The organism is Sphingopyxis sp. Root1497, from assembly GCF_001427085.1.
Taxonomy (GTDB): Bacteria; Pseudomonadota; Alphaproteobacteria; order Sphingomonadales; family Sphingomonadaceae; genus Sphingopyxis.
Genome location: NZ_LMGF01000001.1, coordinates 97,557 through 109,621 on the forward strand (window position 1 = coordinate 97,557; position 12,065 = coordinate 109,621).

16 protein-coding genes are annotated in these 12,065 nt (G+C 66.7%); 9 read left to right on the forward strand and 7 right to left on the reverse strand.

The window, feature by feature from the left end; genetic code table 11:
- Positions 1–29 precede the first annotated feature (29 nt).
- Positions 30–1,688 carry an NAD+ synthase gene (locus tag ASD67_RS00390; protein WP_056341665.1) on the forward strand — a complete coding sequence of 553 codons (1,659 nt, stop codon included), beginning with the start codon at positions 30–32 and terminating at the stop codon, positions 1,686–1,688.
- Here the strand turns inward: ASD67_RS00390 and ASD67_RS00395 are convergent.
- On the reverse strand, positions 1,685–2,893 hold the full coding sequence (locus ASD67_RS00395; RefSeq protein WP_082544744.1) for a GGDEF domain-containing protein: 1,209 nt from the start codon (positions 2,891–2,893) through the stop codon (positions 1,685–1,687). The genes ASD67_RS00390 and ASD67_RS00395 overlap by 4 nt on opposite strands.
- Positions 2,894–2,999: 106 nt before the next feature.
- Between ASD67_RS00395 and gltX the strand changes: the two genes are divergently transcribed.
- From gltX to rpmG, 3 genes are all read left to right on the forward strand, one after another.
- Positions 3,000–4,310: a glutamate--tRNA ligase gene (gene gltX, locus ASD67_RS00400; protein ID WP_056341671.1), complete on the forward strand. Its 1,311-nt coding sequence runs from the start codon at positions 3,000–3,002 to the stop codon at positions 4,308–4,310.
- 143 nt (positions 4,311–4,453) lie between these two features.
- Complete coding sequence (locus ASD67_RS00405) at positions 4,454–5,182, forward strand: energy transducer TonB (RefSeq protein ID WP_056341673.1); 729 nt, start codon at positions 4,454–4,456, stop codon at positions 5,180–5,182.
- A gap of 216 nt (positions 5,183–5,398) precedes the next feature.
- The gene (gene rpmG / locus ASD67_RS00410) at positions 5,399–5,566 is read left to right on the forward strand and encodes a 50S ribosomal protein L33 (protein ID WP_056341677.1); all 168 of its coding nucleotides are present in this window, start codon (positions 5,399–5,401) and stop codon (positions 5,564–5,566) included.
- 122 nt (positions 5,567–5,688) lie between these two features.
- Here the strand turns inward: rpmG and ASD67_RS00415 are convergent, their stop codons facing one another.
- Positions 5,689–6,087, reverse strand: a complete 399-nt coding sequence (locus ASD67_RS00415) for a DUF7919 family protein (protein WP_056341680.1) — start codon at positions 6,085–6,087, stop codon at positions 5,689–5,691.
- 362 nt (positions 6,088–6,449) lie between these two features.
- Complete coding sequence (locus tag ASD67_RS00420) at positions 6,450–6,935, reverse strand: Lrp/AsnC family transcriptional regulator (RefSeq protein WP_056342818.1); 486 nt, start codon at positions 6,933–6,935, stop codon at positions 6,450–6,452.
- A gap of 135 nt (positions 6,936–7,070) precedes the next feature.
- On the opposite strand from ASD67_RS00420, the gene ASD67_RS22850 reads away from it, so the two are divergent.
- Positions 7,071–7,208, forward strand: a complete 138-nt coding sequence (locus ASD67_RS22850) for a hypothetical protein (RefSeq protein WP_156377518.1) — start codon at positions 7,071–7,073, stop codon at positions 7,206–7,208.
- A gap of 38 nt (positions 7,209–7,246) precedes the next feature.
- Here ASD67_RS22850 and ASD67_RS00425 read toward each other — a convergent pair whose 3' ends face one another.
- Both ASD67_RS00425 and ASD67_RS00430 read right to left on the reverse strand, forming a co-directional pair.
- Positions 7,247–7,588 (reverse strand): hypothetical protein, encoded by a 342-nt coding sequence (locus ASD67_RS00425; protein ID WP_156377519.1) that lies wholly within the window; start codon positions 7,586–7,588, stop codon positions 7,247–7,249.
- A gap of 18 nt (positions 7,589–7,606) precedes the next feature.
- Positions 7,607–7,969: a response regulator gene (locus ASD67_RS00430; protein ID WP_056341685.1), complete on the reverse strand. Its 363-nt coding sequence runs from the start codon at positions 7,967–7,969 to the stop codon at positions 7,607–7,609.
- Between the two features lie 89 nt (positions 7,970–8,058).
- On the opposite strand from ASD67_RS00430, the gene ASD67_RS00435 reads away from it, so the two are divergent.
- From ASD67_RS00435 to ASD67_RS00450, 4 genes are read left to right on the forward strand one after another with little or no spacing between them, the layout of a single operon-like run.
- Positions 8,059–8,331, forward strand: a complete 273-nt coding sequence (locus ASD67_RS00435; RefSeq protein WP_056341688.1) for a DUF3572 domain-containing protein — start codon at positions 8,059–8,061, stop codon at positions 8,329–8,331.
- Complete coding sequence (locus ASD67_RS00440; protein WP_056341691.1) at positions 8,328–8,969, forward strand: hypothetical protein; 642 nt, start codon at positions 8,328–8,330, stop codon at positions 8,967–8,969. The genes ASD67_RS00435 and ASD67_RS00440 overlap by 4 nt, the downstream gene beginning before the upstream one ends.
- A 10-nt stretch (positions 8,970–8,979) precedes the next feature.
- Positions 8,980–9,444, forward strand: a complete 465-nt coding sequence (locus ASD67_RS00445) for a RidA family protein (protein ID WP_056341695.1) — start codon at positions 8,980–8,982, stop codon at positions 9,442–9,444.
- A gap of 8 nt (positions 9,445–9,452) precedes the next feature.
- Positions 9,453–10,604: a GNAT family N-acetyltransferase gene (locus ASD67_RS00450; RefSeq protein WP_056341696.1), complete on the forward strand. Its 1,152-nt coding sequence runs from the start codon at positions 9,453–9,455 to the stop codon at positions 10,602–10,604.
- Here the strand turns inward: ASD67_RS00450 and ASD67_RS00455 are convergent.
- Positions 10,601–10,915 (reverse strand): sel1 repeat family protein, encoded by a 315-nt coding sequence (locus tag ASD67_RS00455; RefSeq protein ID WP_056341699.1) that lies wholly within the window; start codon positions 10,913–10,915, stop codon positions 10,601–10,603. The genes ASD67_RS00450 and ASD67_RS00455 overlap by 4 nt on opposite strands.
- Positions 10,916–11,166: 251 nt before the next feature.
- Positions 11,167–12,006: a pantoate--beta-alanine ligase gene (gene panC, locus ASD67_RS00460; RefSeq protein WP_056341701.1), complete on the reverse strand. Its 840-nt coding sequence runs from the start codon at positions 12,004–12,006 to the stop codon at positions 11,167–11,169.
- Positions 12,007–12,065: the final 59 nt, after the last annotated feature.

Sequence of the window (12,065 nt, forward strand, 5' to 3'; positions counted from 1 at the left end):
TCGGAACGGTTCGGCCTAAACCGCAGGGCATGACCCAGCAGCTCTCGATCGTCCTTTCCCAGATGACGCAGGTCGTCGGTGACCTTGCCGCCAACGCCGACGCGATGCGTGCCGTTCGCGCGCGGCACCCGCAGGCCGACCTGCTCCTCTATCCCGAGCTGCAGCTGATCGGCTATCCGCCCGAGGATCTGGTGCTCAAGCCCGCACTCGCCGAGCGGGCGGCAAAAATCCTCGCCGAACTGGCCGCCGAGACCGCCGACGGTGGCCCCGCGATGCTCGTCGGCTCGGTCGAAAGAGACGGCGATGCGCTCTACAATATTGTCGCGCTGCTCGACGGGGGCCGCGTGGTCGCGACGCGGCGCAAGCATGAACTGCCCAATTACGGCACCTTCGATGAGAAACGCGTTTTCGCGCCCGGCCCGCTGCCCGATGTGGTCGAGTGGCGCGGGATCAAGCTCGGCCTGCCGATCTGCGAGGACGGCTGGCTGCCCAAGGTGTCGGCGCATCTCGCCGCGCAGGGCGCCGAGCTGCTGATCTCGGTCAACGGAAGCCCCTATGAAATCGATAAGGACGACCGCCGGCTGACGCAGGTTTTCGCGGGCCGCGTCGCCGAGACCGGCCTGCCGCTGATCTTCCTCAACCGCATCGGCGGGCAGGACGAGCTTGTCTTCGACGGCTGCTCCTTCGTGTTGAATGCCGATGGCGCGACCGCGCACCGGCTGACCGACTGGGAGGAAGAAGAGCGCGTTACGCACTGGATCAAGGGCGCGGACGGCTGGGCGTGCGACACCGGCGCGATCGCCGAGTGGGAAGCGCATCCCGCCGACATATACAGCGCGATGATCCTGTCCCTGCGCGACTATGTCGAGCGCAACCGCTTCCCTGGCGTCGTGCTCGGCCTGTCGGGCGGGATCGATTCGGCGATCTGCGCCGCGATCGCCGCCGACGCGCTCGGTCCCGACAAAGTGTGGTGCGTGATGCTGCCGAGCCGCTTCACCAGCCAGGAAAGTCTCGACGATGCCACTGGCTGCGCGGCGATGATCGGCTGCCGTCTCGACACCATATCGATCGCCCCGGCGGTCGATGCCTTCGACACGATGCTGTCGGACAGTTTCGCCGACGCGGCTGTCGACACCACCGAGGAAAATGTCCAGTCGCGCATTCGCGGCGTTACGCTGATGGCGCTCAGCAACAAATTTGGTCCGATGCTGCTGACCACGGGCAACAAGAGCGAGATGAGCGTCGGTTATGCGACGATCTATGGTGACATGGCGGGCGGGTATAATCCGCTGAAGGACGCGTATAAGATGACGGTCTTCGCGGCGGCGAAATGGCGCAACGCCCATGTGCCGCGCCTGTCGCGCAACCCGGTGACCCCGGTGATGCCCGAGACCATCATCACCAAGCCGCCGAGCGCCGAACTGCGCCCCGACCAGAAGGACGAGGACAGCCTGCCCGCCTATCCAGATCTCGACCGGATGCTCCACATGCTGGTCGAGGAGGAAAAGAGCGTCGACGATGTCGTCGCGAAATATGGCTTCGACCGCGATGCGGTGGTCCGGATCGAGCGGCTGCTGTCGATCGCCGAATATAAGCGGCGCCAGGCGCCGCCGGGGGTCAAATTGTCGACGCGCAACTTCGGGCGCGACCGCCGTTATCCGATCACCCACGGTTTCCGCACGGCTTAGCGGCGTGCTTTTCGCGATCGTCGTGGCCGGGTCGCCGCAGCGAGCGGCGCCAGCGGGCTGACCGTCGCGGTCGGCGCGGTGTCGCGCTGCGGCTTGGCGGCATAGAGCGCTTCGTCAGCGCTGCGCATCAGATCGAGCAGCGAGGCGCCGTCGTCGGGCGCACGCGCCAGTCCCGCGCTGGCACCGATGCGAATCGGCTGGCCGTCGATTGGGAAGGGCGCGGCAAGTGCGGCGAGCAGCGCGCTTGCCCGCACATCGAGCGCTTCCGCCCCGCAACCGGGAAGCCATATCGCGAATTCGTCGCCGCCGACGCGCGCGACGGTCGCCGCTTCGCCCGCCTGCGCGCGCAGCCGCCCGCCGATCGCGATCAGCAACAGATCGCCTGCGGCGTGGCCGTGGCGGTCGTTGACCGGCTTGAAGCCGTCGAGATCGATCAGGACCAGCGCCGCCCCGGCACCGCCCGCGGCGAAAAATTCCTCCGCGGCCATATGGAGCGCGCGGCGGTTGGCGAGCCCGGTCAGCGGGTCGGTCATCGCCTGGCGTTGCAGCCGGCGGCGCAGCATCAGCATCTCGACCTGCTGGCTATGCTGGTCGAGCACCAGCCGGACGAGGAACGCCGCGGCGAGCAGCGTGATCGCGACCGCGATCAGGTCCATCCAGTTGCCCGCGACGATCAGCAGCGCGACCACGGGGCCGATTCCCGCCGCCATCACCGACAATGTCGCGCCGCGCACCGGGGCGAGGCAAAAGGCGGTGGTCAGCGTGCCCATCACCACGAACATCGGATAATAGGAGCGCTGGCCGGGGACCGACAGCCACCAGCTCGACGCCGCCCAGACGCTGCACAGCGCGGCGATCGGCATGGCGATCAGGAACATCCGGCCGATCAGGCGGTGCGCGGCGGCGGCGCTCATCGGCGCGGTGCGGCGGCGCAGCCAGTGGACCAGCCGGATCGCGGCGACCCCGACCGCGGCCAGCGGCATGCCATAGCGGACCAGCCAAGGCGCCTCGTCGCCGGTCGCGAGCGCCGGCGCGTCGCCCGCGGTGGCGATCATCGCGGTGAGGATCACCGCGATCATCACCGAATAGAGGATCGGGACGAGCACCCGAAGCCGCGCGACGCGTGCCAGCGCCAGCTCGTCGGCAATCGCCGCCGGCACGCGCGGCCACAGCCGCGTCCGCCATCCTGTGGTTCCGCCCTCCATGACGAGAGGTGCTACGCAGAAAGCGGAAAGAAGCGGTTAAGCCTGACCGCGCGGCAGGCGAAGTTGGGGTCGCCATGCGGGGCGCGATGGCGCTATAGGCGCGCGCATGACCGTGATCACCCGCTTTGCCCCCTCGCCGACGGGCCATCTCCATGTCGGCAATGTCCGCACCGCGCTCCACAACTGGATGTGGGCGCGCAAAGCTGGCGGGCGCTTCCTGCTGCGCATCGACGACACCGACCGCGAACGGTCGAAGGAAGACTATGTCGCGGGCATTCGCGCCGATCTCGCCTGGCTCGGGCTCGATATCGACGGCGAGAAGCGCCAGTCGGCTCGCTTCGATCTCTATGAGCGTGAATTCGACCGGCTGAAGGACGCGGGGCGCGTCTATGCCTGTTACGAGACCCCCGAGGAACTCGACATCCGCCGCAAGGTGCTGCTCTCGCGCGGGCTGCCGCCGGTGTATGAGCGCAAGCCCGCCGACGCCCCGGTTCCCGAAGGCTTGACGCCGCACTGGCGGTTCCGGCTCGACCATGATGCGATGATCGCATGGACCGACATGGTCCGCGGCGACCAGAGTTTCGACCCGAAATCGATGTCCGACCCGGTGGTGCGCCGCGCCGACGGCAGCTGGCTCTATCTGCTGCCGAGCGTGATCGACGATATCGCGATGGGCATTTCGCACGTCGTGCGCGGCGAGGACCATGTGTCGAACACCGCGGCGCAGATCCAGATGTTCGCGGCGCTCGGCGCGGCTCCGCCCGCTTTCGCGCATGAGGCGCTGCTCGTCGGGACCGAGGGCAAATTGTCGAAGCGGCTGGGCTCGCTCGGGATGGATGGCTTGCGCAAACAGGGGATCGAGCCGGCCGCGCTCGTCGCGCTGCTCGCGCGTCTCGGCACCAGCGACCCGGTCGAGCCGGTCACCGACGCCGCGCCGCTGGTCGAAACGATCGACTTCGCCCATTTCGGCCGCGCCCCGGCGCGTTTCGACGAGGCCGAGCTGGCGCTGATCAACCAGAAGATCGTCCACCAGCTGGGTCATGACGCGGTTGCCGACCGCCTGCCCGCGGTGATCGACGCCGCGCGCTGGCACGCGATTCGCCCGAATCTGATGACCGTCGCCGAGGCGGCCGACTGGGTGGCAGTGTTCGACGGTCCGCTCGTTACGGCGTCCGCTGACGACGCCGACCGCGCGGTGCTTGCCGCCGCCGCCGCCGCGGCGCCCGCCATCGACTGGGGCGCCGATCCCTGGCACGCGCTCACCAATGCGGTGAAGGCGGCGACCGGGGCGAAGGGTCGCGCGCTGTTCCTGCCGCTGCGCCGCGCGCTCACCGGCCGCGACCATGGCCCCGACATGGGCGAACTGCTGCCGCTGATCGCGAAGGACCAGGCGATCGTGCGGCTTTCCGCGGCCTGAACCCCCCGGTATCCGGCGATGATCCGCTTGCCGACCTCTCCGCTTGACAATCACGGGTATGTTATAATATCACATTCCTGCGACCAGGCCGGATAGCAGCACAAGCGCGGCGGCCCCGGGTCGGTTCGGCAAGGAGAGAGGCCATGACCCTGATACCGTTGATATCCGCCGCCCTGTCGCCACGCTCGGCGATGGCGGCATCCGCCGGTGGCTCGCTGCTGCAGCGCGGCAGTTATAATCCCGGCGCCGGCCATCGTCCGTTCGCCGCGGTCTTCGCGGTCGGGGTGCCGATCGCGCTGCTCACCGTCGTGGCGCTGACCCCGATGATTTCGGTGATCACCGAAAAACCCGGGCCCACCACCGTCATCTCGATCCCGATCGAAAAGCCGCTCCCGCCGCCGCCGGCACCCGATCCGGCGCCGCAGCAGAAGCAGCAGCAAACGCCGCTCACCACGACCCCGACGGAACTGCCGCCGATCGCGCAGACTCCGATCTTTGTGCCGGAACAGATTTACGTGCCGCCGGCGGGAACGGGAACGGGACCTTCGATCCCCTATGATCCGCCCGTGCCGCCCATGCCCAAGCTGGTCCTCGCGCAGCTCGACCAGCGCCACCTCGCCAATTTCCAGCCCGATTATCCGGCGCGCGAACAGCGCGAAGGGATCGAGGGTGTTGCCAAAGTGCGGGTGCTGATCGGCAGCGACGGCAAGGTGAAGCAGGTCGAACTGGTCAGCACCGACAGCCCCGGCTTTTTTGATGCGACGAAGCGCCGTGCGCTCGCCAAATGGCGCTTCAAGCCCGCGACGCGCGGCGGCGTGGCCGAGGAAAGCTGGAAGGAGATGACGGTGCGTTTCGAGATCCGCAACGCCTGACGTCTCTCCCGGGCGGGCGGCGGTCGGCCTCCTGACACTGGCCGTCGCTCGTTCGTTTCGCTTGACACAAGCGCCGAATCCCGTCAGAGGCGCGCGCTTATCGGGGGCGGCGTGCTTGCGCGCTGCCCTGTCGTTTTTCACACATCAGTCGGGGTCTTCGCCCCGCGCGCCGCGACCGCCCGCCGGTTTCTGCGTCACTATTCGAGGAACAGGGCCATGGCCAAGCCGACGACCGTCAAGATCAAGCTCGTGAGCACCGCCGACACCGGCTTCTTCTATGTCACCAAGAAGAACCCGCGCACGATGACCGACAAGATGGCGCAGCGCAAATATGACCCCGTCGTGCGCAAGCATGTCGAGTTCAAGGAAGCCAAGATCAAGTGAGGCGTTTCCCCGTGCGTTGAAAGCGCGCGGGTCGGAAATGCGTCATCCCGGTGAAAGCCGGGATCCAGAGGGCGGCCTTTGCGCCGCCCTTTTTCGTGCGCTGCCGCCGCTTGCCTCGTTGCCTAGCGAGCGGCCATTAGCGCGTCGATGAAGGCTTGCGGCGGCGCATAATGATGCGCCACCACATAATGGTGGATCAGCGCCGGCGCGACATAGGTCAGCCCGCCCTGCCCCTCGACCCAGATTTCGCCATTGCCCCGGGTTTCCCGGGGCGAGTCGAGCATCGGAATACCCCCCGGCGACAGGATGGTGGGTGGGTGGGGGCAGAAGTCGCAGAGATGGCTGCCGCGATAGAGGTTGATCGGATCGGCCGCGATCTTCGCCAGCGCCGCGACGAACGCCGCGTCCGGCACCGCCGTAGCGATCGCGTGATCCGAACAGAGCCAGCCGATATTGAGAATCGCGGGGTCGGGTTCGGCGCCGCCATACACGAAGGGGGTCAGGTCGGGATAATAGGCCATGCGCCGTCCTAGAAGGAAAACCGATGGCGCGCCGCGCTTTTTTGCGCGTGTGCGAAGGGCGTTTTTGGGGAGGCTATTTCGTATAGACGGAGGCGGCGGTCTGCCCATAACGCTTCGTTGAAGGCCGACAGGGCGGGATTTTTGGTTTCGCGCAAAGGCGCAAAGATGTTGGTTTGTGGCCGCACGGTCGCCTGTCCATCTTCGCCGCGTCCGGCGCAGCGTAAAGGGAATGGAGCCGCTTCGCGGTCATCGCGACATCTTCGCGCCTTTGCGTCTTTGCGTCTTTGCGTCTTTGCGCGAAAAAATCTTACCGACGTCCGCGGCACGGCAATCCGCTCCTGCTGGCGCGCCGCGTCTTCTCGTCACCCCTCGCGCAAAGGGCGCCGTGCGATGTCGTTTTCGATGATGTTGCGGATCGCGATCATCGTCGTGAACGAATGCACCCCCTTGTCCTCGCCGAGCGCGCGGCGGGTGAAGCGGTCATAGTCCTCCATCGTGCCGACCTGAACCTTGAGCAGGAAGTCGTCGTCGCCGGTCACGTCCCACGCGCCGGTGATTTCGGGGTGATGGACGATCTCGCGCGCGAAATTGTCCATCGTCTGCGGCCCCGCCTGCTGCATCTGGACGAGCACATGCATCGTCAGCGCCGAGCCGGTCAGCGCCGGGTCGACCACCGCGATATCGGCGACGATCACCTTTTCCTCGCGCAGTCGCCGCAGGCGGCGCAACACCGCCGACAGCGACAGCCCGACCTTGTCGGCGAGGATCCGGGCGGGCTGGAGATTATCCTCGCGCACCAGCGCGAGCAGGCGGCGGTCGAAACGGTCGAGATCGGGTATTTTTCGCATGATTCCCATTATAATGCGAAAATTGGTCGTTCATATGGTCAATTTCGGCGCCAATCGGCACCGCCCCGGGACTAGAAGAATCGCGTCCGGGCCGCTCTCCCCCTCCCTTGCAGGCCCGGGCACAGGAGATATCCCATGGCTAACCACACCACCGAATCGAACTGGATCAACCGGTTGCTCGCCGCCGTGATCGACACCTCGGCGACCGCCGTGGCGGTTCATTATGCCGCGCCTTGGAATCGGCTGCAGGGCAAGCCCGCCGATCGCAACTAGTCGTCCGTTCATGGCGAGCCTGGCCGTGGCCGGGCTCGCTACTCCATCGGCAGGATCGGATTGCGACGGCGTCGCTTGAATCGGACCACTGCCACATAGCCTGCGGCGATCGTCGGCATCGCCCAGTAAAGCGCGAATAGCCCCCACGCATAGGCGCCGCCGACTTCCAGCAACCGTTCGCTATGTCCCATTTTTGTGAGCAGGCAGCCGCGTCGGCGGCACTCGAAGCCGAAGGCCTCGGGCCAGCCGAGCTTGGCGGAGAGCCAAGTCTCGAGCGCTACAAAGGCGAGGATGAACGCAAGGGTCGCTCCCATAATCGTCCAGAAGCGTAGTGGCCCCAGCGCCGCGTAAGCATCTTTCAGATCAGAAAATTTGCTCACGCCGCAAACTCCGTCGCGTCAGGCAAAAACCCCGACGCTCTCGATGAACTTGATCACCGAAATCGGCTTCGAGACATAGGCCTCGGCCCCCGCGGCGCGGATCTGGTCCTCGTCGCCTTTGCCCGCATAGGCGGTGACCGCCATGATCGGCACCGCGCGCAAGGTCAGGTCGGCCTTCATCTGGCCGATCAGTTCGAGCCCGCTGACATGCGGCAACTGGATGTCCATGATGATCAGGTCGGGCGACACCTCATGCGCCCTTGCCAGCGCATCGCGCCCGTCGCGCACCGGATGGGCGTTATAGCCATGGGCGTTGAGCAGGTCGCAGAACAGGCGCAGGTTGAGTTCATTATCCTCGACGACCAATATGGTCTTGCCCATGATATTTCACGTCCCCACCTTGCGTTCGGCGCCGGTTTAGGCGAATCGGCGCGGCGATACAATTGCCTCCCGCGAAAGGGAAAACCGACTTGCACGATGCCGACGAAGCGCTGGCGCTGAGCGCGCTGGGCTGGATCCTGACCGACGAGCCGCGCGCCGAACGGCTGCTCGCGCTCACCGGCCTGGCGCCCGACGACTTGCGCGAATCGCTCGGTGAACGCTCGACGCTCGCCGCGATCCTGTCGTTCCTGACCGCGCATGAGGCCGACCTTGTCGCCTGCGCGGTGGGGCTCGACCGGAAACCCGAAGACATCGCCGCCGCCGCCCATCGCCTGTCCGGCGACGAAAGGATCGAGATATGAACCGCCCGCTCGTCATCACCGATTGCGACGAGGTGCTGATGCACATGGTCGTCCCCTTCGCGCAGTGGGTCGACCAGGAACATGGCGTGCTCTTCCGCATCGAGGACGCGAGTTTCGCCGGAGCGCTCAAGCGCAAGGAATGCGGCACGCCGCTCGAGGCCGCCGAGGTGTGGCCCTTGCTCGACGGTTTCTTCACCACCGAAATGACGCGCCAATATCCGATTCCCGGCGCGCTCGCCGCGATGGCGGAGATCGCCAGGCACGCCGATATCGTCGTGCTCACCAATGTCGGCCCCGAACATCAGCAGCGCCGTATCGACCAGCTCGCGCTGCACGATTTCCACGCCCCCGTCATCGGCAGCCGCGGCGGCAAGGGCGAACCGGTGCGCCGCCTGATCGAGGAATATCAACCCTCGGTCGCGGTGTTCATCGACGACCTTAGCGGGCATCACACGTCGGTGGCGGAGGTCGCGCCCGAGGTCTGGCGGCTTCATCTGGTTGGCGAACCCGCGATCGCCGACAAGATCGCGCCGTCGAAACATGCCCATGCCCGCATCGACAATTGGACCGAGGCGCAGGACTGGATATTGGCGCGCCTCGCCGAAAACACTCCCGCCCCCGCCCCGCTCGCCGTATAAGGACAACGTCATGGATATCGCCGCAAAGCTCGCCGATCTCGGCCTCGAACTGCCCAAGGCCGCCGCGCCCGTCGCCGCCTATGTGCCCGTCGTCGAACAAGGCGGCCTGCTCTATGTCAGCGGCCAGCTTCCGTTCAACGACGGCAAAGTCGTCACCGGCCGCCTCGGCGCCGACGTCGATGTCGCGGGCGGTTACGACGCCGCACGCCGCTGCGCGCTGATGCTGCTCGCGCAGATCGGCAACGCTCTCGACGGCGACTGGTCGCGGATAGAGAAAGTCGTGAAGCTCGGCGTGTTCGTGAACAGCACGCCCGATTTCACCGACCAGGCCAAGGTCGCGAACGGCGCGTCCGAACTGTTCGAATCGCTCTTCGCCGACGCCGGCCGCCACGCCCGCGCGGCGGTCGGCGTCGCGGTGCTGCCACTCGGCGCCGCGGTCGAGGCCGACGCGATCGTCGCGGTGCGGCCGGCCTAAGGGCTGGCATGGCCGAAGCCGACCCGCCCGCGCGCACCATCTCGCTCGGCACCGGTGTCGATGCGATCGAGGCTGCGGCGTGGGATGCGCTCCACGACGGCGGCAACCCCTTCGTCGGCCACGCCTTTCTGTCGCTGCTCGAACGATCGGGCAGCGTCGGGCCGGGCACCGGCTGGCAGGCGGCGCCGTTGCTCGTCGAGGATGAGGCGGGGACGTTGCTCGCCGCGGCGCCCGCCTATCTCAAGACCCACAGCCAGGGCGAATATGTCTTCGACCATGCGTGGGCCGATGCCTGGGCACGCGCCGGCGGCGATTATTATCCCAAGTTGCAGATCGCGGCGCCCTTCACCCCGGTGCCGGGGCCGCGCCTGTTGTCGCAGAATCGCGACGACGCGCTGCTGCTGATTCGCGCCGCCGAGGCGGTGGTGCGCCAGAACGGCCTGTCATCGGCGCACGCGACCTTCGTCGCGCCCGACCAGATGCGGTTGTTCGAGGAGGCGGGCTGGCTCGTCCGCCGCGACATCCAGTTTCATTTCGCCAATGCCGGTTATGCCGGCTTCGACGATTTCCTTGCGACGCTGACCTCGGCGAAGCGCAAGCAGCTACGCAAGGAGCGCGCCCGCGCCGTCGAGGGTCTCAGAATCGAGGAGTTCACCGGCGCCGCGATCCGCCCCGAGCATTGGGACGCGATGTGGCTCTTCTATCAGGACACCGGCGCGCGCAAATGGGGCCAGCCCTATCTGACGCGCGAAGCGTTCGACCTGATGGGGGCGCAGATGGCGGACGATATCATTCTCGTCCTTGCCTATGACGCGAGCGACCGGCCGCTGGCCGGCGCGATGCATTTCATCGGCGCCGACACACTCTACGGGCGTTACTGGGGCTGCGTCGTCGACATCCCCTATCTGCATTTCGAACTATGCTATTACCGCGCGATCGATATCGCGATCGAACGCGGGCTTGGGCGGGTCGAGGCGGGTGCGCAGGGCGGGCACAAGCTCGCGCGCGGCTATGGCCCGGTCGCGACCTGGTCGGCGCATTATATCGCCGATCCGGGCTTCCGGCGCGCGGTCGCCGATTATCTGGAAACGGAACGCCGTGCCGAGGAAGCCGAAATGGACTGGCTCGAGGGGCATATGCCCTTCAGGCGAAAGGACTAGGCCGCAAACCGCCGGGCGGCCGGGCGGCGCGCGGTTTCGTCGAGCCAGGCGCGCGCCTGGCGCTGGGCTTCGGCGATTTCGTCGCGGCTCATTTCGTCGGACAGGTCGGCGCGGCATTGCTGGCCTTCCTTGTTGCCGCCGAGCGCCGCGAGGTTGAACCATTTATGCGCCTGGATCAGGTCGACATCGACCCCGCCGCTGCCGGTCGAAAAGGCGATCCCCAGATCGAAATAGGCATTGGCGTCGCCGCGGGCGGCATCGAGCAAGCGGCTTTCGATCAGATATTGCGCAGACTTCAGACTGTTGGCCATGATAACCCCCTGTCGCTTCCCCCCACAGGAAGCTTCGGGCCCCAACCTTGCGGATCATGGTCAACAAAGCGTTAACGACGATCAGACTTTTTCGGGGATAAAGGGAATGATTGGCGGGAAACTGACATTTTTCTTGCGAGGATTTGTGAAAGACCTGTCGCCCCCGCGCAGGTGGGGGCCGCCATCGGTCTACGCAGCGTCGTTGTAAAAAACCTTCAGCGGCCCCCGCCTGCGCGGGGGCGACGGATGGTTTAGCCGACCGGATAATTGTCGATCAGCCGCGTCTTGCCGATTCGCGCCGCCGCCAGAAGCCGCGCGGGGGTGCGGAAAACCGGCAATCTTTCAAGGCTGTCGGCGTCGGCGAGCGCGACATAGTCGACGCTGTCGAACCCGCCCGCGACGATCGCCGCTTCGGCTGCGGCCAGCGCCGCGCCGACATCGGCGCCGCCGGCGATCCCCGCCGCGGCGGCTTTCAGCGCGTCGGGAAAGGCGGTTGCCGCCGCGCGCTGGTCTTCGCTGAGATAGGCGTTGCGCGACGACAGCGCGAGCCCGTCGCGATCGCGCGCGATCGGCGCGCCCAATATGTCGAGCTTGAAATCGAGGTCGCGCGCCATGCGGCGGATGATCGCGAGCTGTTGCCAGTCCTTCTCGCCGAAGATCGCGACGTCGGCGCGCACCTGGTTGAACAATTTGGCGACGATAGTGGCGACCCCGTCGAAATGCCCCGGCCGCGCCGCGCCGCAATAATCGCCGCCCAGTTCGGCGACCTCGATATGGGTGCTGTGCCCGCCGGGATACATGACCGCGACGTCGGGCGCCCACAGCAGCGCGACACCCGCGTCGGCGAGCAGCGCGGCGTCGCGCGCCTCGTCGCGCGGGTAGGCGGCGAAATCCTCGTTGGGGCCGAACTGGGTCGGGTTGACGAAGATCGACACCACGACATGGTCGGCGACGCGTTTTCCCATCCGCACCAGCGACAGGTGGCCGTCGTGCAGCGCCCCCATGGTGGGGACCAGCGCGACGCTTTTTCCGTCCCGTTTCAGGGCGTCGACCGCGCGGTGCAAGGTGGCGATGTCACGGATGATTTGCACGGCTGCCCCGCCTCCGATAATGGCGGCTGAGACGCCACCCCATGCGGCCCCCATGCGCC